At 53.8% G+C, this 20,100-nt stretch carries 15 protein-coding genes; 10 read left to right on the top strand and 5 right to left on the bottom strand.

Features of this window, described 5'->3' with window-relative positions; all coding sequences use genetic code 11:
• Positions 1-135 precede the first annotated feature (135 nt).
• Positions 136-606, bottom strand: a complete 471-nt coding sequence (tnpA, locus tag V4U84_RS15855) for an IS200/IS605 family transposase (RefSeq protein ID WP_148450426.1) — start codon at positions 604-606, stop codon at positions 136-138.
• 775 nt (positions 607-1,381) lie between these two features.
• On the bottom strand, positions 1,382-1,576 hold the full coding sequence (locus tag V4U84_RS15850) for a hypothetical protein (RefSeq protein ID WP_334077515.1): 195 nt from the start codon (positions 1,574-1,576) through the stop codon (positions 1,382-1,384).
• Positions 1,577-1,751: 175 nt separating this feature from the next.
• On the opposite strand from V4U84_RS15850, the gene V4U84_RS15845 reads away from it, so the two are divergent.
• Together V4U84_RS15845 and V4U84_RS15840 are read left to right on the top strand one after the other, a co-directional pair.
• Positions 1,752-2,768: a LacI family DNA-binding transcriptional regulator gene (locus tag V4U84_RS15845; protein ID WP_334074315.1), complete on the top strand. Its 1,017-nt coding sequence runs from the start codon at positions 1,752-1,754 to the stop codon at positions 2,766-2,768.
• A 43-nt stretch (positions 2,769-2,811) separates the two neighbouring features.
• Positions 2,812-4,731 (top strand): LTA synthase family protein, encoded by a 1,920-nt coding sequence (locus V4U84_RS15840; protein ID WP_334077514.1) that lies wholly within the window; start codon positions 2,812-2,814, stop codon positions 4,729-4,731.
• A gap of 324 nt (positions 4,732-5,055) precedes the next feature.
• Here the strand turns inward: V4U84_RS15840 and V4U84_RS15835 are convergent, their stop codons facing one another.
• Positions 5,056-5,472 (bottom strand): hypothetical protein, encoded by a 417-nt coding sequence (locus tag V4U84_RS15835; RefSeq protein ID WP_334074317.1) that lies wholly within the window; start codon positions 5,470-5,472, stop codon positions 5,056-5,058.
• Positions 5,473-5,689: 217 nt separating this feature from the next.
• Between V4U84_RS15835 and V4U84_RS15830 the strand changes: the two genes are divergently transcribed.
• From V4U84_RS15830 to V4U84_RS15810, 5 genes are all read left to right on the top strand, one after another.
• Complete coding sequence (locus V4U84_RS15830; RefSeq protein WP_334077513.1) at positions 5,690-8,782, top strand: copper amine oxidase N-terminal domain-containing protein; 3,093 nt, start codon at positions 5,690-5,692, stop codon at positions 8,780-8,782.
• A 167-nt stretch (positions 8,783-8,949) separates the two neighbouring features.
• On the top strand, positions 8,950-9,972 hold the full coding sequence (locus V4U84_RS15825; RefSeq protein WP_334077512.1) for a phosphotransferase: 1,023 nt from the start codon (positions 8,950-8,952) through the stop codon (positions 9,970-9,972).
• 20 nt (positions 9,973-9,992) lie between these two features.
• Positions 9,993-10,991, top strand: a complete 999-nt coding sequence (locus tag V4U84_RS15820) for a glycosyltransferase (RefSeq protein WP_334077511.1) — start codon at positions 9,993-9,995, stop codon at positions 10,989-10,991.
• A gap of 122 nt (positions 10,992-11,113) precedes the next feature.
• Entirely contained in the window at positions 11,114-12,022 is a 909-nt protein-coding gene (locus tag V4U84_RS15815) for a polysaccharide deacetylase family protein (RefSeq protein ID WP_334077510.1), read from the top strand.
• A gap of 24 nt (positions 12,023-12,046) precedes the next feature.
• Positions 12,047-13,372, top strand: coding sequence for an MFS transporter (locus V4U84_RS15810; RefSeq protein WP_334077509.1), 1,326 nt, complete (start codon positions 12,047-12,049; stop codon positions 13,370-13,372).
• Here the strand turns inward: V4U84_RS15810 and V4U84_RS15805 are convergent.
• Together V4U84_RS15805 and V4U84_RS15800 are read right to left on the bottom strand one after the other, a co-directional pair.
• The gene (locus tag V4U84_RS15805) at positions 13,333-14,217 is read right to left on the bottom strand and encodes a GNAT family N-acetyltransferase (RefSeq protein WP_334077508.1); all 885 of its coding nucleotides are present in this window, start codon (positions 14,215-14,217) and stop codon (positions 13,333-13,335) included. The genes V4U84_RS15810 and V4U84_RS15805 overlap by 40 nt on opposite strands.
• 178 nt (positions 14,218-14,395) lie before the next feature.
• A complete protein-coding gene (locus tag V4U84_RS15800) occupies positions 14,396-16,126 on the bottom strand; it encodes a putative bifunctional diguanylate cyclase/phosphodiesterase (protein WP_334074325.1) in 1,731 nt (576 codons plus the stop codon).
• A gap of 263 nt (positions 16,127-16,389) precedes the next feature.
• On the opposite strand from V4U84_RS15800, the gene V4U84_RS15795 reads away from it, so the two are divergent.
• The 3 genes from V4U84_RS15795 (at position 16,390) to V4U84_RS15785 (ending at position 20,036) form a co-directional block, all read left to right on the top strand.
• Complete coding sequence (locus V4U84_RS15795; RefSeq protein ID WP_334074375.1) at positions 16,390-17,355, top strand: ABC transporter permease; 966 nt, start codon at positions 16,390-16,392, stop codon at positions 17,353-17,355.
• A 39-nt stretch (positions 17,356-17,394) separates the two neighbouring features.
• Positions 17,395-18,282 carry a carbohydrate ABC transporter permease gene (locus tag V4U84_RS15790; protein ID WP_334074326.1) on the top strand — a complete coding sequence of 296 codons (888 nt, stop codon included), beginning with the start codon at positions 17,395-17,397 and terminating at the stop codon, positions 18,280-18,282.
• Between the two features lie 86 nt (positions 18,283-18,368).
• Positions 18,369-20,036 (top strand): type 2 periplasmic-binding domain-containing protein, encoded by a 1,668-nt coding sequence (locus tag V4U84_RS15785; RefSeq protein ID WP_334077507.1) that lies wholly within the window; start codon positions 18,369-18,371, stop codon positions 20,034-20,036.
• Positions 20,037-20,100: the final 64 nt, after the last annotated feature.

The raw sequence follows: 20,100 nt of genomic DNA, 5'->3' as shown, positions 1-20,100 counted from the left end.
CAGTCATAACCACCGGCTTAGCCGGTGGCTTCCATCAGCCCTATAAGGGCATGGTACTAGCAAGCGCCTAAGAAGGCGCACTGAAAGTCTGCCAACCGCGTGCGGTCTCGGGCTTGCCCCTCAAAGGGGCTTTTTTTATTTGCCCTTTCCTACCGACTCACCCGTAAACGGGTCGAACAGTTCTTTCATCGTGAGTTGTTCGTAGTTCTTATCTTCCGTTAGCTGATTCCGAATGTACTCGGCGATCGCTTTCCTGTTTCGTCCTACCGTATCCACAAAATAGCCTCTACACCAGAATTGGCGATTTCCGTATCGGTACTTCAGATTCGCAAATTTATCGAAGATCATGAGCGAACTTTTCCCCTTCAAATACCCCATAAACTCCGATACACTCAACTTTGGCGGAATACTCACCAACATATGGATATGATCCGGACATGCTTCTGCTTCGTGGATTTCCACACCTTTACGCTCACATAATTCTCGAATGATTTTCCCAATTTCTCGCTTTAACTTCCCGTAGATCACTTGCCGTCTATACTTTGGTGCAAATACAATATGGTATTTGCAGTTCCAGCGCGTATGTGCTAGACTGCTCTTATCCATTCCCTTGCCCTCCTTGATTTGATTGTGCGGTTGGCAGACCGGCTACTATCTTATCATAAAGGTCAAGGGATTTTTACTCATAGCTATAAGCTTTCCTGAACCCCCAGTCGAACTGGGGGTTTTCTTAGACAATAAATGGCGGCTCACTTGAGGGAGCCAGGCCGCCTCTCGTCGGTGAAAGGAACGCCGCGACGGGGCGGCTCTTTTTGTTGCATGGCAAATAATGCCCTTTGAGGCACTGACGTTGCATCAAACCTTCCCTGGTACTGCCCGTTTGGGGCCTATCCGCCGCTTCGGCAAGCAACGTGGCGAACCCAGGTCGTCGTCTCCAAATCTAAACCATTCTAACGGTCGCCACAGCCGTTATTTGCCCGGTTTACGCTGACTCCAAATTCTAACGGCCGCCACAGCCCCTATTTCATATAAGCATGGCTGGTTTGGTCGAAATGAAGGTAAATAACGGCCCACACGACCGTTAAAATCTCAAAACGCGATTCAATCGCAAAATAACGGCTCTGACGGCCGTTAGGCTTCCTGACTGCAGAACCTTGTTTTTTTGCGAAGGTTTTTAAAGTCGATTAAGGCATCAAGCTCCGTTGTAATCAGGTGTCAGGGTTAATGCAACGCAAATGGATTTTCCAAAAAATAGGACCTCAAAAAGCTGCTATTTCACACCGCCTGGCCGAATTCGACAAAATAGCGCCGCATAACGCCCTTATTGCCTGCATCTAAAATGGCCTTACAGCTGGCGGCATTCCCGCCCGCATACAATCTCTTACCATTCCGATATAAACAGAAAGACTCCCACTAAAAGGAATGGAAGAAAGAGGCCCGCAATTAACGCGATTCCAAATTTGACCGCTCCCGGCAATTGTATTTTCGGCTTTTGCGCAAGCTGTTGTTCCACCGCATCCAGGCGGCTTCTGAGTTCCTTCACTTCCCGTGCTTTATCGATCTCGTGATTTTCCATAATTATTCTCCCCACATTTTACTTTACTACCTAAATTCTACCATAATATACATTCCAAATGCAGGGAGTTAATCGGCCCGACGTAGGGAAGTGCCCGGCCACAAGATTGCAACCCTTAAGGAAACAGAGTATCATTCTTGAATAGACAAAAATCGTCTGAAAAACAAGGTGAGCTATGGTACGAAATATTCGCGATATCGCAAAAGCCGCCGGGGTTTCGGTTTCGACCGTTTCCAAGGTGATAAATAATTATCCACATATAAGTACGGAAACCCGGGAACGGGTACTTGAGGTCATTCGCAAGGAAAAATTCGTTCCGAACTCCACGGCGCGGGGGCTCGTGAAGGGAAGTTCCCGAACGTTGGGCTTATTTTTGACGACCGGATTGTCCAATCCCTTTTTTGTGCAACTGTTGGCTGGATTGGAAGAGTCGCTGAAGGAGTCGGGTTACGACCTGATCTATCTGGCGCAGATCGCTTGGGACCCGGAATATAGCCCGCTCCGTCATTGCCGCAGCCGGAACGTGGACGGAGCGCTGGTTTTCGGATTTCAGCGCGATGATCTGAATTTTGCGGAACTGCTGGAGTCGGAAATTCCGACGATCTTTATCGACCTGGACATGCGTGGCTCCCGAACGGGATACATCACGTCCGACAATGTCGGCAGCATCCAGAGGGCGGTCCGCTATTTGGCGGGGCTCCGTCACCGCCGGATCGCCTTCGTGGCCGGTCAGCCCGATTCTTTTATCGGGCGGCTGCGCATGGAGGGATATCGCCGGGGAATGGAGGAGGCCGGGCTGTCTTACCGGCCGGAGGATGTCTATGACGGCGATTTTACAAAAGAAGGCGGATATACCGCCATGCGGCGGTTTCTCCGCCAAGACGAGCCGCCGACGGCGATCATCTGCAGCTCGGACATAAGCGCCACAGGGGTGATGGAAGCCGCGGCGGAGGCCGGGCTGTCCATTCCCGGCGACCTGTCGGTTATCGGCTTCGACGATATCGAAATCTCGCGGTATACACAACCTCCGCTGACGACGGTACGGCAGGATCTGCAAACGATCGGCCGCGAGGCGATCGAGTACCTGGACCGTATGATCCGTATGCCCGACGCGCCGCCGCCGGAGCGGGTAGTGCCTACCGAGCTGATCATTCGTGGATCCTGCGGGCCTTGTCCCGAAGAATCCGTCTAGTTTTTCGGATTTACTATGTTATAGAGAAGAGATGATTGGAATCATGAGAAATCGCCTGTCTTCAAATCCGGGCAAATTTATACTGATTTTTATTCTATTGCTGTTCAAAATTGGTCTGATGCGCTTTTTCTTCTACGAAGGCTTCCATTGGAAAGGGCTGCCGTTAGAGGCATTGTCGATGCTTATGCTGCTGGGACTGGTTGATCTGCTGTTCTTTCCTTTGTCCAAAAAGAGTCCGGTTTACTGGAGCTTTAACTTTGTTTACTCCTTTATGCTTTTTGCCGCGACCTTGTATTTTGCCCACTTCGGCACGGTTCCGACCTATGCGGTGCTCAGCGAACTGAACCAGGTGCCGCAGGTGCGGGCCAGCGTCAATGCGCTGATTCGTCCCGAGCATTTCCTGTTCTTTGCCGATTTTGCGCTGCTTGCGATCGTGGCGGTGGTCCGGCGCATCCGCAAATACGCCGGAAGCCGCACGCTCCGTTTCCGCAGCAGTCCGGCCGGACCGGTTAGGAGCGGATGGCCGTGGAAGGCGGCGATGATCGGTATTCTGATCGTGGGGATGGGCGGATCCGCCCTTTCCGTCCGCGCCGGCGAGAAGATCGACAATGAGCTCGTTCGTGCCGAAACGGTGGGATTTTTGAACTTCCAGGCGGACGTCGCCCTCCGCAACTACGCAGAGGAGCGTATGATCGCCGAAGGCAATATCGAGGAGACGATCGGCAAAATCCAAAACCTTCAGGCCGGCTACCCTTACCGGGCGGCTGCCGGTGCTACCGGTCAGCCCGCTTATTTCGGGAAGGCTCAAGGGATGAACTTGATCGTCATCCAAATGGAATCTTTTCAGAATTTCGCGATCGGGTTGAAAGTAAACGGACAGGAAGTTACTCCTGTGCTGAACTCACTGATTAAGGAAGGCTTTTACTTTCCGAAAGTGTTCCAACAGATCGGGCCCGGCAACACCTCGGATGCGGAGTTTATGTCCAATACATCGATCTATCCCACTGCGGCCGTCGCTATGTCCAAGGGGTTCGGAAACCGGGAACTGCCGAGTCTGCCGCGTTTGCTGCAGCGTCATGGGTACGTTGCCAACACGTTCCATATTAATGATGTAACATTTTGGGATCGCAATCACCTGTATCCGGCTTTGAATTTTGACAAGTATTACGACAAGCCGTTTTATGAGAACGATCATTTCAATGACTTCGGGGCCTCCGACGAGGAGATGTACCGGGTGGGCATGGAAAAGCTGACCGAGCTTAAGAATCAGGGCAAGCCGTTCTATGCACAGTTTGTGACGACCTCCAGCCACTCGCCATTCGTCGTTCCGGAGGACAAGGTAAAGATCCAGCTGCCGGATTCCCTGAAAAGCACGAATCTGGGCAACTATCTAACCGCGTTGAATTACACGGATTATGCGATCGGCCAATTGATCCGGCAGTTGAAGGAATCCGGCATGTGGGATCATACGATGCTGGCGGCCTATGGCGACCATTTCGGGGTTCAGCCGAAAGAAACCGGAGCCGCGGAAATCCGGGAGAAGCTAGGTATTCCTTACGACGACGAGATCAGCCGGTTTAATATTCCGTTTATCGTCCATGTTCCCGGTCAGCCGGGGGGCATCGTTTCCGACGTAACCGGCGGACAGGTGGATATGATGCCGACGATAGCCAATCTTGTCGGCGTGTCTCTGAAGGACGAGAAGTTCACCGCGCTCGGACAGGACCTGCTCAATATCGACCAGAATGTAGTCGGAATGCGCTACTACCTGCCGACCGGTTCCTTTTTCAACGATGAGGTCATGTTTGTGCCCGGCCAGGGGTTTGAGGACGGAACCGCCGTGTCGCTGAAAACATTGGAGCCGGTGAGCGATTTTTCTCCTTACCGCCGTGATTACGATTACGTGACCCAACTGATGAAATTGTCGGATGAATATGTGAAACTGCTGCCGAAACGGCATTAAACCGCATAGTTTGGCTCGAATTAAAGGGAATTCTTCCCGTTAATTTGGTGCGTATGCGGCTGCAGAGGCGAATTAGCTGGAGAACCTCCCGCTAATTCGCCTGAAATTGTGTATATCGGCAATAGGGCCGCGAAATAGATGGAGCTTTTCCAGCTAAATCCGATCCAAGAGGCAAGCGCGATACATTAACGGGAGGTTTTCCCGTTAATGTGTAGACTCCGACGGTGGGACTTTATATTACAATTTACTTCAACCTATATAGCGTCATATAGCGTCAAAAAAAGGCCCCCTTAAACAATAGTTTAAGGGGGCCGCTTCTTTTCATCATCCCAATATTCGATAAGACTGCTCCGCACTGGCCCGAATGAGTTCCGGGACTTCCTTCATTTGCTCCAGGTAGGCGGTTTTGCTCAGCTGTCCCCGGGTAAACCGCTCCGTCAACTGCCTCTGCAATTGCTCGGTCTGAAGCCGAATGATGGCTTCGGGATCCGCTTGGCTGCCGGCGGCCACCTCCGTCAGCGACTGCCCCTCCAGCAGGGCGTCGTACAGCTCATGCTCCGTGGGCAAGCCAAGCGCGGCCAGCAGTCCATCTTCATCCGCTTGGCCGGGTTTGCCGCAATCGGTCAGTTTGGTGTAAGCCGCGGCTTGGCCTTGATTTTTGGAGAGGTGGCCGGAGTTTCCGGGAACGATGGTTATGACGCAGGCGATCGTGCCTACAATGACAAAATGTTTTATATTCATGAATTAAATTCCTTTCCCGCTTAAAGGTTTATGCAGCAAATCTTTATCCAGATTTACTACGTTTGAAATTCCTTTCCGTTTCATAATTACCCAGATTCGTTAGATAGCTAACCGGGTATTTTTATGGCGATATAAAAAAGACAGAAACTTTTGCGGGGGTTGTTGCGTCATATAGTCAGTAACATGAAAGCTTTTCATTTGACGGAGGGATGAAACTGTGAAGAAAATCTGGGCAACGCTCTTGGCGGCTGCATTGCTCGTTCCGACGCTGCCGTTAAACACGGCAAATGCGGCGAGGGCTATTTCCATTACAATTAACGGTTCACGCCTGGCGACCGATCAGGCGCCAGTGTCGGTAAAGGGTCGTGTTTTGCTGCCGCTTCGGGCGATTTTTGAAGCGCTGGACGCGTCGGTAGACTGGAATAAGTGGACCCAAACCGTGACGGCCAGCAAGAACGGCACAACCGTTGTGCTGAAGATGAAATCCAAAACGGCAACGATCAACAACGAGAAAGTAACGCTCGACGTTCCGGCGCAGGCCATTAAAGGAAGAACGATGGTTCCGGTCCGGTTTATCAGTGAAGCCCTCGGCGAACAGGTGGACTGGAACTCCAGTTCCAGAGTCGTTTCGATCGTAACGAGCGGAGGATACGAAAATCCCGAGCCGGACACGCTGAGCCCGGTATCCTACGTAACCTTGCGTGATGTAGGCAATGCGGGGGACGGACGCGATTTGGAAGTCAGCTTCTCGCGCTCCTCCACCGAATCCATGGTTGACCATTACCGCATTTTGATCGTGAAGGCGGCAAATGCGTCGAGATTTACCCAGAACGACGCCCAGCGGGTTTCGTCCAGCAATTACATGACGCTGCGGCCGAACGGTACCGACCCTTCCGTAACGCTCTCCTCCGGGGCGCGTGATGTGGATGGGGCAACGATCCAAAACAATCAGTCCTATGTGGCTTTTGTTTTGGCGGTAGGTAAAGGAAACGCCGGCAGTGCGCTTTCCGGCGAATCCGGCAGAATCACGTTGGGTACCGGCGAATCTGCAGATGCGGCCACAAATGTGAGCGCAACGGATATTAGCGACTACGGGGACGGCCGTGATTTAAGCGTAAGCTTCACCCGGCCGCAAAATGAGAGCAATATTTCTAATTATCGGATTTATATCGTAAAAACCAAGGATGCGGGCAACTTCAACCTGTCGACGGCGAATGGGCTGTCCAGCCAGTCTTATACGACAGTCAACAAGACTTCGACAAGCAACCGAACGCTCAGCGGCACGCTGTCTTCCTCAGCGCGGGACAGCTCCGGCGATCTGATCCGCAACGGAATCTCTTATACCGCGTTCGTCTTGTCGGTCAGCAACACCGGCTCGCTTTCCGACAAGCTGTCTTCCGGTTCGTCGTCATTCGTACTGGGAACGGGGAGCGTGGCGGCTCCGGTTATTACGAAGGTCGAGGATCTGTACGATCACGGCGATGGCCGCGACTTGCGGGTCAGCTTCACGAAGGTTTCGGATGAATCCAGAATCTCGGGCTACCGGATTTTTGTCGTCAAGAACAGCAGCAACTGGAACTTTGACCTTGCTCGGGCCAATGGAGTTTCCAGTTCGAATTACACATCGGTAAGCAAGACCGGTTATAACCAGAACCCAAGTCTGTCGTCATCCGCGCGGGATATCGACGGTGACTTGATCCGCACCGGCGTTGACTACCGCGTCTACGTTATGGCGGTCGGCAGCGGCACCAACGCGGGCAGCAACGCTTTGTCGGCGGCATCGAACACCGTTAAGCTGCTGAACAACTACAGCGTCGGCACCGTATCCAATCTGTCCGTGAGCGACGTCAATGACAATAACGACGGACGGGACCTGCTGGTTTCCTACACCCGGGCCTCCGACGAGTCGAACATCAGCCAATACCGCATCATGGTCGTGAAATCGTCCAAGGCCGGAAGCTTTACGCTGTCCAAGGCCAATGCGGTTTCCAGCAGCAACTATACGTTGGCTTATCCGGGCTCGAATTTTAATTCGGTCCTGTCTTCCGGAGCAAGAGATACCGACGGCGACCGCATTCAAAACGGGGTGAGCTATCGCGTATTCGTTCTGTCCGTAGGCCGCGGCAGCTACTCCGGCACCAATACGCTGTCCCGCGAATCTTCGGCGGTTACGCTCGGGAACAACTACAGCGTGGGAGCCGTATCCGGCATCACTGTGAATGATGTGAGCGACTATGGCGATGCCCGGGATATGCGGGTGAACTTCAACCGCGCGAGCGATGAGTCGAATATCGGCCACTATCGGGTGTTTGTGGTGAAGGCGTCGAAGGCCGGGCGTTTCGATCTCTCTGATGCGAATGATGTGTCGAGCGGCCGTTATACGCAGGTGAATAAAGCGGGCCGGGTTCTTGATGTGCCCCTGACGGCCTGGATGTCGGATGTGGATGGCGATGCGATCCGTAACGGAGTTTCTTACCGCGTCTATGTGCTTTCGGTAAGTAACAACAACTACGGTGGCAACAACGCGCTCTCTTCGCAAAACGGAGAAATTACGCTCTCCGACAGCTCGAACGCGCAAGGGGTGAGCGGCTTGTCCGCCGTAGCGGAAACGGCCAACAGCACCGGTACGGCCAGCGACATCAAAGTCAGCTTCACCAAGGCGGCGAATGAAAACAAAATCGCCGAATACCGGATTCTGGTTGTCCCATCGGCCCAGGCCGGCGGCTTCGATCTGCGGGCCGCGAACAATGTGACGGTTCCGGGCAATTACACCTCGTTGGCTCCGAACGGCCGTAACGTGACGGGCTATCCGGTACAGGGCGCGAATGATGTTTACGGCACGCCGATCAACGCGAACACAACCTATCAGGTGTTCGTCCTGTCGGTTGCCAGATCCGGCTCCGCATCGTCCAACGGCTTGTCGGCCGCTTCCAATCAGGTTAAATTGAACGCGGCGGCCCCTGTTCCGGTTCCGCAGGTGCCGAATGCCTTGTCCGTGGTAAGAGCGGCGAGTGACGTTGCCGTCAGCTTCGCGGAACCGGGGAATACGGCGAATATCGCTTACTATGTGGTCTTTGCCGTTCCGTCCGGCACACCGCTGAATGCCGGCACTGCTTTGAAATCGAGCGGTGTTCGTGTGGAAAAGGGCAGCCCTCAGACCGCTTTGAGCAACGATATCTCGGGAACTGCGCTGGATACGACGAGAAACGCCTATGATATTTATGTGCTTTCCGTTCCAGCCGATGCGGCAAAGGGAACTCCGACCTTGTCGGGCAATTTGGGGGCCACTAAGGTAACCCCGGCACCTTAAAACAAATAGCACGGCAAATGAGCGGCCCCGGTTACGGGGCCGCTTTTTTTGATAATGCGAAGATGTCCGAAGAGTACACGGTGAGACGATAGCTTTTACATTCATTTGACAATCCTTGGGATCGTTTTGTACGCTTATACAAACTAATTAAAATTCGAGGTAAATCCATGGTGCAATGGAGCGAATATGTCCGGGCGGACGGAACTCTGGACGGGGAGAAGGTTTGGCGGAGAGAGCCGCTTTATCAAGGGATGAACGGAAGATATGTGGAGCGGTTTTATCCGGAGAAGACGGGGCCGGGCTATATCTTTAAGCCGCTGACGAATGGGAAAAATCCGGAGCGGGAAGCCTGGATCTACCGGCACGTGCTGGATTCGTTCCCGCCGATCTATCCTCGGCTGCTGGCTTCCTCGGAGGAGGGGGCCGGTGAGGCCGGCTGGTCGATTTTCGAGGATCTGGGCCCGCTGCGGCATGAGTTCCGGCTGGAGCTTGCTCTGGAAGTAGTGAAGCGGATGGCCTGGTGGCATGCTTTTCCCGAGACGCACTGGCGGGGGCTGGGCAGCAGCGGTCCGAAACCGCCGATCGAACAGATTGCGGCCGACGTGGGTTCGAGGCGGGAAGAGATGGTCCTCCTCTTGAAAGAGGCCGGTCTTAGCCTTGATCCCGCCGTCCTGGACAAACTCATCTACGGCTTTACGGAGGGCACCTTTCTTTCGACGTTTCGGGTGCTCTCGCACGGCGACTTGCACTTGGGGAATTACGCCAAGGGGGCGAATGGCCGGCTGTATATTTTGGACTGGGAGCATGCGCACTTGAATAGTCCGTTTTGGGATTTGTACCATCTGATCGACATGTCACACCCCATGTTCCCGAAGAGACTCCGCAGATCCGAGCGCGAGAAGCTGCTCGATTACTACATCAAGCAGTCCGTTTACCATGGACGGAAGTGGGACGGGGAAGAATTTATCCAGGGATACTGCCGGTATGCCGCGCTGTTTTCCCTGTGGATGCTGCTGTTGATTAATGGTGATTTGGAGCGGGGAGACAGCGTGTGGCCCAAGGGTCGCTTGCTCGCACAATGGGCGGAAACCCTGGCGAATTTGTCCGGTTGCCTGGACCGGCTTTCCCTTGACGGCGGCGATGTGAAGGAACCGTCCGGCCGCCGCCGGGTCGTAGGTGGAGATATTTAAACGGAAGGACGATCGATAGAATGAAAAAGGTCGGATTAGTCATGCGGAAAATCCAGTTTTCCGAAGCCCAAGGCCCCCGCGTATTTGCGGAACGGCTCCGGAATATCGCCAAGGAGCTCGGCGTTGAGATCATTTTTATTTCGCCCGAGCGGCATGTCAGCGGCCACGACTGGATTCCGGGTTATGAGCACGAAAAAGGCGATCTCGTCAACTACGATATCGTGCTGGATCAAATTTACGCCGAGGGCATCGAGCATGTGATTTACACGGTGTCAGGCTTCACATTCCTCAATCTGTTCCTGCCCAAAAGCGTCCTGTTTCCCCACAGTTTTCCCGACCCGGCGCTGACCGGGTACGAAATGATGAAGCCGTTCTACAGCATCGTGGACAAGGCTATCGTGCAGACGGAGTTTTTGAAGCGGCAGATGGGTACGGTTTTCGGGGTTAACGAGGTGGATGTCATTCCGATCGGGTTCAGCGAGGAACTGGCGGCCAAGCACTACCGGCCGGACGCCGTGGTGGAGAATCGCATTCTCTGGATCGGCAGGGACGAGGAAAACCGGCGCCCGGATCTGGTCCTGGAATACGCGCGGCAAAATCCGGACAAAGAAGTGTTCATGGTGTTCGGAGGGATGCGCTACAAGGAAAGCATGCAGAAATATGAGATTCCCTCCAACGTCCGGCTGCGTTTTGCATTGAGTCAGGACGGAGTGTTCGAGCTGATGAATTCGGCCAAAGTCTACTGGAGCTGCTCGAAGTTCGACACGTTTGCGATGCCGCTGACCGAAGCGCTGGCGATGGGGAAAATCGTCGTGAAGCCGGAGCATCCTTGCTATGATCATATCAACTCCCGGCACGCTTTTGCGGGAAATGAGAAGAACTGGTTCGAACTGGTGAATATGGCTGCGGCCTCCCCCTTGAGGACGTCGACGGATAATCGGGATTACGCGTTTTCCCGTTTTTCCGCTACGGTCATGAAACAAGGGTACCGGGACTTTTTCGACCGGTGGCTGCGCTAAGCAGGAAATAAGGGAAAGGATGGCACATAAGATATGTTATGCGCTTATCGGCGTTCTTTTCCGATCACAAATGTAAGCGTTTTATTAAAGCGCCGATTGCGGCGAAAGCGGAGGGACAGGACATGACACTTGAGCAAAAATTGGGCTATGCGGCCGGGACCAGGCTGCTGATCGTGAACGCCGACGATTTCGGGATGTGTCACGCGGAAAATGCAGCGATCAAGCAGCTATTGGAGGAGGGGGCAATCACTTCCTCGACGCTGATGGTTCCGTGCGGATGGGCGAGAGACGCGGCGCGGTGGTGTGCGGCTTACCCGGATCCCGCCTTCTCGATCGGGGTGCATTTGACATTCACCAGCGAGTGGCAGGGGTATAAATGGGGGCCGGTAACCCGTGGGGGAGAGGTGGGCAGTATCGTCACGGAGGAGGGATTTTTCCCGGCGGATTGCGCCGCTTTCGAGCGTCAGGCCGACCCGGAACAGATCCGCCGGGAGATCGTCAGCCAGATTGAAATGGCCCGCTCCCTGGGCGTAGAGCCCACGCACCTCGACAATCACATGGGAAGCTTGTACGGCCTCGCCACCGGCCGGGGTTTTCTGGATATCGTTTTAGAAATATGCCGGGATTACGGGCTTCCCTTCCGTCTGCCGCGTTCGCTGCCGGGGATCGAGCGCATAGCGGCGAAGGCGGAGGAGTTGGCGGAGCAGGTTGCCGATATGGCAGACCGGATGGGCATCGTCATCCTGGACCAACTGATCGGACTTTCTTTCGGCAAACAGCCCGGGGAGACGTACGAGTCTTACAAAAAAGAAATGATCGGTGTACTCCGCACGCTCAAACCGGGAGTTTCCGAAATTATCCTGCACCCGGCCCTGGCGAATGAAGAATTGCGGGCCATCCACGGAGAATGGGAAAAAAGGCAGTGGGATTTCGATTTGTTCCGCGACCCCGAGATTAAGGAAACGTTGAGTCGGGAGGGGATTGCGCTGATCTCGTGGAAGGAACTGCAAAAGCTGCAGCGGCAGGCGTAATAACCGAAAAAGGGGGGAACTGGAGTGGAAAGGAAACCGGTCACGGGTACGGATATGAATTCGGCTGCAAGCCGCGCAAGGAAGCCGCTGTTCAGAAAGGCGGCCTACAGCTCGGGCAATTTATCGGTCAACCTGATCGCCCAGGCTTTTGCGACCTATCTGGTTTATTATTACGTCGATACGCTCGGCGTCCGCCCGGCCTGGATCAGTCTGGCGATGATCGGCCACGGCATCCTGGGAGCGGTGCTGAACCCCCTGATCGGACATCTGTCCGATCGAACCCGAACCCGCTTCGGCCGGCGGATTCCGTACATTGCCTTCGGTCTTCTCCCGCTCTGTGCGGTGTTCGCCTTGCTCTGGATGCCGCCGTCCGATCCGGCGTGGACGTTTCTCTACTTCGTCGCCATGGTGTTCCTTTACGATATTTTGTTCGTTATGGTGGTGCTGAACTACTCCGCGCTGTTTCCGGAAATGTATCAGAGCATCCGCGACCGGGCCTACGTTTCCTCATGGAGGCAGATGCTGGGCATCGTCGGCATGATCGTCGGCGTGGCGGTTCCGCCCCTGCTCTATCCGCTGCTTGGCTGGGAGGCCATGGGCATGATCTTTGGAGCGGTCGCCGTCTTATTCTTTGTGCTGTCGCTCTGGGGCAGCCGCGAAAATCCCCGGGCGGCTCAAAGCGCCTTTCGGTTAATGGAGGCCGTCAAGCATACGCTGGGCAACCGGGCCTTCGTCATGTACGTGCTTGGCAGCTTCCTGGTACAGTTTACGTTTGTGCTGCTCCCGGCGGGGATTCCGTTCTTCACAAAATATGTGCTGGTCCGGGAAGAAAGCTTCAACACGCTGCTGCTTGGCGCTATTTTTGTGACGGCGATCCCTTTTGTGTTCCTCTGGGGAAGGATCACCGAAAGGTTTGGCCCCCGACGCGGGGCGCTGGCTGCGGTTCTCTGCTACCTGGCCGCTTTGCTGCCGTTTGGCTTCATCCACGGCGGCACCGCGGCGATCATCACCGCGGCGGCGGTCGGGATCGGGCTGGCCGGGTTGATGGTACTGCTCGATGTGATGCTGTCGGAAGTGATCGACGCGGACGAACGAAAAACCGGTTTTCGCCGCGAAGGCATGTATTTCGGCATGAACGGGTTCATTGTACGATGGGGCGTTTCGCTGCAGGCGGCTGTGATGGGCATGGTTCTTGAAATGACGGGATACCGGGCCGATTCTCCCGTGCAGCCCCCTTCCGCCGTGACGGGCATCCAATGGATGCTGGGCGGTATTCCTGCTGCCGCCTTGCTCCTGGCGTTTTGTTTCTTTTATGCGTATCCGATCGGCAAAAAAACGTCCAGCCTGTAATAAGGTAAATGAATCGACGGCACGAATCCGAGATTTTGGGCCAGGGTATAGGAAGCTTCATTTTCTCTTCGGCAGGACCAGACCGGCTCAAGGCCGTTTTCGATGCAGTATGTGATCAAAGCTCGGCATACGCCAATCGCATACCCCTTCCCCCGGGCGTGCTCCAGGGTTTCTATGCCAATTTCCATTTGACGGCCGATGCGGAAGGCGGAGAATGCGGTCGAAACCGGCTCGTCATTCTGCATGAGGCTGAAGCCGATTCCTTCGGAGAGGAAGTGTTCCGCGTCGTTCCAGTAATGCTTCGGGCTGACCGTGCCGTTTAACATCTCGAATATAGCTGCGGATGTAGGCACGATGTCGAATCGTTTAGGAGAAGTTGGACCGGTTGCTTCGAAGGCTTTACGGTCGAAGGTGAAGTTGACTCGCGTGTTTTCCCGAATAGGTCTGAATCCGTCCCGGTCCGAAAGGTTGCCGAAACCGGAATCGAAACCGGAACCGGAACCTTCTTGCTGGGCGGAAGCCTCCGAGTTGATTAGATTCCTGATAAAGCGGTTCCAGCCGTCAGGAAATACCTGGAGCCATTCCGGATGCCTCCGGATATGTTCCGAGTCGATCAGGTAATTTTTCAGCGCCTGGAGAAAAGGAAGATGATCCGTGCTTCCGCAGAGCAGCGACATACCGTAGGGGTGGATGATGTAAAAGGCTGACGGGGAGCTTAAACGATCTACATAAATCGCCCCCTTTATTTTTCTCAAGACCACGGACTGGGCAAACAACGTATTGAAAGGGACCTGGCGAAGCGGCTCCAGCACCTTGTCATATTCCTCCACGTTCAATAGGTACATCCGTCTTTCCTCCTTTGAATAAAGCTATAGTTAAGAATTGATCATAAATAAAAGGCCGTTTCTGCACACCAATATTTATCACAAAACACAAAAACAGGCGTCTGCGGGTGAGCCGCAGGTGCCTGTTTTTATTAACGTATGTAGATCGCCCAGACTAGACCTCGCGGGTCCGGACGGATTAGGCAAACGGGCTTGCTTTGAGCATCTCTTCAACCGCCGCTTTGTCCACGGGACGGCTGTAGTAGAACCCTTGAATCTGATCGCATTCATGTTGACGGAGGAAGTCAAACTGCTCCTTTGTCTCTACCCCTTCCGCCAGCACGGTCAAACCGAGCGACTTCCCGAGCTGAATGATCGACTGCAGCAAGGAGTTGTCCCTTGGCGAGGACGGTGTATTCTCAATGAAGGTGCGGTCGATTTTGAGTACCTGTAGAGGCAATTCCTTCAAATAGTAAATGGAGGAGTACCCGGTGCCAAAGTCATCGATCGACAGGGAGATGCCCCGGTTTTTCAAGGAGTCCAGCCGATCCTTGATGAGAACCGGATCATTGAGCAGCGATTCGGTGACCTCCAGTTCCAGATATTGCGGCTCCAGACCCGTCTGCTTCAGTACCGTCTCCACGGTCCGGACAAATTCGGGGTGCTTGAACTGGACGGCGGATACGTTGACGGAAACCGGCAGCTTCGGATATCCCGTATCCTGCCATTTCTTGTTGGTCCGGCACGCCTCCCAAAGCACCCATTCCCCGAGCTCGACGATGAATCCGCTGTCCTCGGCGATCGGGATAAACGAGGCGGGGGAGATACGGCCTTCCGTCGGGTCGTTCCACCGAATCAGAGCCTCCAAACCGGTGAGGGCACCGGTGGACAAGTCGATTTTCGGCTGGTAATGCAGCTCGAATTCCGACTCGGCCAAGGCTTTTGGCAGCTTCTTCTCGATTTGTACGCGCTCCAGAAGTTTATCCATCAGGTAGTAGTCGAAATAGTGCGGATCGCTGAGCGATTCGCTCTTGGCTTCCTTCATCGCCAGTTCGGCATGCTTCAGGAGCTGCGGGACCTCCTTGCCGTCATCCGGAAATATGCTGACGCCCATGCCGAAGCCCATGCTGATTTCCTCTCCGAACATAGGGTAGGGTTTCTTGAGCCGGCCGCTTAAATCCGTCGCCATTCTATGGATCTGCAGCGGGTCGGAAAGCCGCGACAGCAAGATGATAAATTCGTCGGCAAAGCTGCGGCAGATCAGCGTTCCTTCGGGAAGACCGCCGCGGATCCGATTGGCGACGCCGATCAGCAGCTCGTTGCCCGCCGCTTCCCCGTAGCTTTCATTAATGTATCGAAACCGGTTTAAATTGACCCGTAAGATAGCCGCCGTTTTCTGTTCCTGCTCATTCAGAGCCAGTTCCGATTTGACGAACTCTTTAAAACGGTTCATATTCCAGAGGCCGGTTACCGGGTCGAAATTCGAGAGTTGGTGAATCTTTTGGTCGGAGGCGTTTCGTGCCTCCATCTCTTCAGTCACATCGAACTGAAGTCCGATGAAATACAAGGGCTTGCCGTCCTCCCCAAGGATGGGGCTGATGATAAACTGGTTCCAGAAGGTGGTACCGTCTTTCTTGTAGTTTTTGATCGTGACCGTGTCGGAACGTCCCTCACGGATCGCTTGACGGATGACGCTCAAATGCTCTTTATCCGTTTCCTCGCCTTGAAGAAAACGGCTGTTGCGCATAAGGACCTCCTCCCGGGGATATCCGGTGATCTGCTCGAAGCCCCGATTCACGTACACGAGCGGGTTGTCTTCCAAGTTCGGATCGGTAATGGCCAGGCCTACGCCCATCATATCGATGGAGCGCAGCAGCGCGGAAGAATTGATGATCGACTCGATTCGGGAATGATTGACATCCTTGTCCACTGTAAAGACCCCCTAGTAGTGAACCGTAATAATTAGGTTTGAAACTGATGATGTCCGGCTTACGGGAGTACATCCTATCTCCCATCATACATGCGGGCCAATCAGGAAATCAATGGATACTTTTTGCCCAGCCGAAAAATAAGCCCCCGATACGAAATCTGAAACCTTATCCCCGCCTTCAAATCCCTTTACAATAGATCTCGAGGAATATGTAAGTGCTTACAATTTTAGCGTTTTACCGCTTGGAGGTCAGAAGAATGGAAATGCCGCAATCTGCCCGGCCTGCCGCCGTGCCGCCGAAGGAGGCTCCGCCTTCCGCCGGACGCAAATGGCTGAAGAAGCTGTTCATGCAACGGCATCTGCAAATCATGGCGCTGCTCGGCGTCGCCTGGATGATCGTCTTCAACTATGTGCCGATGTACGGCATCATCATCGCATTTAAAGAGTTCAATATCGTCAAATCCATCGCCTCCGCGCCATGGGTAGGGTTTGAGCATTTTAAAGCGTTCTTTGGGGATGACAATTTCGTGAACGTCATGAGAAACACGCTGGGAATCAGTCTGATCAAGCTGATCATCGGATTTCCGCTGCCGATCCTGTTCGCTCTGTTTCTCAACGAAATCCGCGCCGTCCGGTTCAAAAAGGCGGTTCAAACGATCTCTTATCTGCCGCATTTTTTGTCCTGGGTCATTCTCGGCGGGATACTGACAACCTGGCTGGCGGACGTAGGGATTATCAACGATATTCTGCTGGCCTTGAACCTGATTCAAGAGCCGATTTCCTATCTGGCGGAGCCCAAGTACTTCTGGAGCATCATCATCGCTTCGGATATATGGAAAGAGCTCGGCTGGTCCGCCATCATTTATTTGGCCGCGATCTCCAGCGTCTCTCCGGAAATGTACGAGGCGGCTACGATCGACGGAGCGGGGCGCTTTCAGAAGATGTGGTACATTACTTTACCCTGTATCAAAGCGACGATTTCGATCCTGCTCATTCTGGCCGTCAGCGGCGTGCTGAACTCCAACTTCGACCAGATTCTGGTGCTGCGCAACACATTGAACGAGAGCGCCAGCAACGTGATCGACATCTACGTCTACCAGACGGGGATGCTGTCGGGACGCTATTCGTATTCCACGGCAGTCGGCTTGTTCAAGTCGGTCATTGCCTTGATCCTGCTGCTGCTGGCGAACCGGGTAACGAAGAAGCTCAACAATACATCGCTGTTCTGACGCCCGGAAGAGACCATTTTATGAAGGAGCCCTGAGAGCATGCTGACTTTAAAAAGAAAAACAAAAGGAGAAGCCTTCTTCGACCTGTTTAATACGATCGGAATGCTGATCATCTGTTTCGTTACCCTGTATCCGATCTGGTATGTTATCGTCAACTCCCTCAACGACGGGATGGACGGAATGCGGGGCGGAATTTACTGGTGGCCGCGCGTGTTCAGCTTCGAGAATTATACGGCGGTCGTCAAGAGCCCCGGCATTATGCTGGCGATGGGCATCACCGTGGCCAAGACGCTGCTCGGCACGCTGCTGCATGTGCTGTTTACGGCGATGGTGGCGTATGCCTTCTCCCGCAAAGACCTGATCGGCGGCAAAATCTACATTCTGCTCGGGACGATTACGATGTTTTTCGGCGGGGGACTTATCCCGACTTATCTTCTGATGAAAGATCTCCATTTGCTGGACAATTTCCTTATCTATATCATTCCGGCGATGTTCAGCTTTTTTGATCTCATCATATTTATGACCTTCTTCCGGGAAATTCCGGACGGTCTCGAAGAAGCCGCCAAAATCGACGGCGCCAACGACTGGGCCATCTTTCTTCGGGTCGTCCTGCCCGTGTCCATGCCGGTGGTGGCCACGATCGCTTTATTCCATGGGGTTTACCAGTGGAACGACTATTTTACCGGCGTTATCTACTTGAACAACATGGATCTCCAGCCGATCCAGACCTATTTGTATCGGGTCGTGGCCCAATCAAGCTCCAATCAGATGGTGGCGGCCATCCCGGGAGGCATCAGCAAGACCGTTACCTCGCAGTCGATCAAGCTGGCGACGATGGTGGTCACCACATTGCCGATCGTGTTCGTCTATCCTTTTTTGCAGCGGTATTTTGTCAAAGGGATGATGATTGGGTCCATTAAAGGCTAAGTCCGCCGGCTTTCTCACAGTAACCCCTCTTGCCGGATTCGGCCAGGGTTGCATATAATTTATTTTTACTGAAAAGGGGTAAGTGCATGAATGCGAAGAAGAAGACGAAAAACGTCCTGATGCTGTTATGCGCACTGATATTGGTTCTATCGGCCTGCTCTTCGGGCGGAAAAGAGGGAGCCTCGGGCGGAGCCAAGGGGAGCGCCCAGACGGCGGAGGAAGCCAAATTGACGGAGAACGATCCGGGCTGGAAGGTGGATACTTCGCCAATTACTTTTGACTGGTACATCAACTTCGCCTGGTTTCCGCATAAGTGGGGCGATGATCTGACCTCGCAATACGTCACCAAAAAAACGGGGGTCAGCGTCAATTTTATCGTCCCCGCCGGCAACGAAGCCGAGAAGATGAACGCGATGATCGCCTCCGGCAGCCTTCCCGACTTTATTACGCTGGGCTGGACTGAAGACGCTGTCAAAAAGATGATCGAAGGCGGTCTGGTGCTTCCGCTTAACGAGCTTGCGAAGCAATATGATCCGTATTTCTTTAAAGTGACCGATCCGGCGAAGGTATCCTGGTATACGCAGGAGGACGGCAACGTTTATGGATACCCGAACGCCTCGTCATCGCCGGAGGATTACAAAAAGTTCGGGGATAACATCAACTCCACCCAGACGTTCCTGGTCCGCAAGGATATGTACGAAGCGCTCGGCAAGCCCGACATGCGGACGACGGAAGGTTTTCTGAATGCGCTTGCGGCGGCGAAGGAGAAATTCCCGGATGTGAACGGACAACCGCTTATTCCGCTGGGGATGTACGATTTTCATGAAAAAGGCAACCCCTCGCTGGAGGCTTACCTGCAAAACTTCCTGGCCGTTCCTTACGAGAAGGACGGAAAGCTTTATGACCGGACGACCGATCCCGAATATATTGGATGGTTGAAGACGATGCGCCAGGCTAATGAAAAAGGCCTCCTTGCCAAGGACATCTTTATCGACAAGCGTCCGCAGATGGAAGAAAAAATCGCACAGGGCCGTTATTTTGCCATGCTATATGCCCGTACGGACCTGGCGGCACAGCAGAACGTGCTGTATGCCAACGATCCGAACTCGGTGTACATCGCCGTAGACGGGCCGGCCAACAGCAATTTGGATCAGCCGACGCTGTCCGGACCTTCGATCTCCGGCTGGACCGTGACGCTCATTTCCAAAAATGTCAAAGACAAAGCGCGGGCGATCCGCTTCCTGGATTACCTGATTTCGGAGGAGGGCCAGCGCGACACCTTCCTTGGCGAAAAGGGCGTAACCTGGGATACCGTCGACGGGAAGGATCAACTGCTGCCTGAGGTTGCCAAGCTGCGGGACACGGACCGTGACGCGTTCGACAAGAAATACGGGGCTTCCCATAAGTTCTGGATGCTGATGGATACCAATATTACACCTGCCTGGGAGCCGCCGGCCGTGGAGCCGTTCAAGCAGATGGTCGACTGGACGATCGGTAAAGCGAAAAGCTTCTCTCAGTTTGACCAGCTCGATCCGCAGGGCAATTCCGAGGAAGGTATCATTCATACAAAGATACTTCAGGAATGGGGCAAAGTACTGCCGAAACTCATCCTCTCCAAGTCGGATCAGGAGTTCGATCAAATCTGGAACAATTATCTGAAAAAACGCGAGGAAATCGGATACGCCAAAGTTCAGGAATATAAGCAGAAAAAATACGAGGAGAACGTGGCGAAACTGGCCGATTTCATAAAATAATTTGAAACAGTTTTCCAATAATTCAGGATATAAGCGGGGTTCCTTGTTACGGCTTGCCGGACGG

The sequence above is a fragment of the Paenibacillus sanfengchensis genome, from assembly GCF_036864765.1.
GTDB classification, from domain to species: domain Bacteria; phylum Bacillota; class Bacilli; order Paenibacillales; family Paenibacillaceae; genus Fontibacillus; species Fontibacillus sanfengchensis.
This window is presented reverse-complemented; position numbering and strand designations above follow the sequence as displayed.

Coding starts and splice junctions, on each gene's coding strand:
- V4U84_RS15845 (WP_334074315.1), top strand. CDS start 1,752: ATGGTACGAAATATTCGCGATATCGCAAAAGCCGCCGGGGTTTCGGTT.
- V4U84_RS15805 (WP_334077508.1), bottom strand. CDS start 14,217: ATGTACCTATTGAACGTGGAGGAATATGACAAGGTGCTGGAGCCGCTT.
- V4U84_RS15795 (WP_334074375.1), top strand. CDS start 16,390: ATGCCGCAATCTGCCCGGCCTGCCGCCGTGCCGCCGAAGGAGGCTCCG.
- V4U84_RS15790 (WP_334074326.1), top strand. CDS start 17,395: ATGCTGACTTTAAAAAGAAAAACAAAAGGAGAAGCCTTCTTCGACCTG.
- V4U84_RS15820 (WP_334077511.1), top strand. CDS start 9,993: ATGAAAAAGGTCGGATTAGTCATGCGGAAAATCCAGTTTTCCGAAGCC.
- V4U84_RS15785 (WP_334077507.1), top strand. CDS start 18,369: ATGAATGCGAAGAAGAAGACGAAAAACGTCCTGATGCTGTTATGCGCA.
- V4U84_RS15815 (WP_334077510.1), top strand. CDS start 11,114: ATGACACTTGAGCAAAAATTGGGCTATGCGGCCGGGACCAGGCTGCTG.
- V4U84_RS15840 (WP_334077514.1), top strand. CDS start 2,812: ATGAGAAATCGCCTGTCTTCAAATCCGGGCAAATTTATACTGATTTTT.
- V4U84_RS15825 (WP_334077512.1), top strand. CDS start 8,950: ATGGTGCAATGGAGCGAATATGTCCGGGCGGACGGAACTCTGGACGGG.
- V4U84_RS15850 (WP_334077515.1), bottom strand. CDS start 1,576: ATGGAAAATCACGAGATCGATAAAGCACGGGAAGTGAAGGAACTCAGA.
- V4U84_RS15835 (WP_334074317.1), bottom strand. CDS start 5,472: ATGAATATAAAACATTTTGTCATTGTAGGCACGATCGCCTGCGTCATA.
- tnpA (WP_148450426.1), bottom strand. CDS start 606: ATGGATAAGAGCAGTCTAGCACATACGCGCTGGAACTGCAAATACCAT.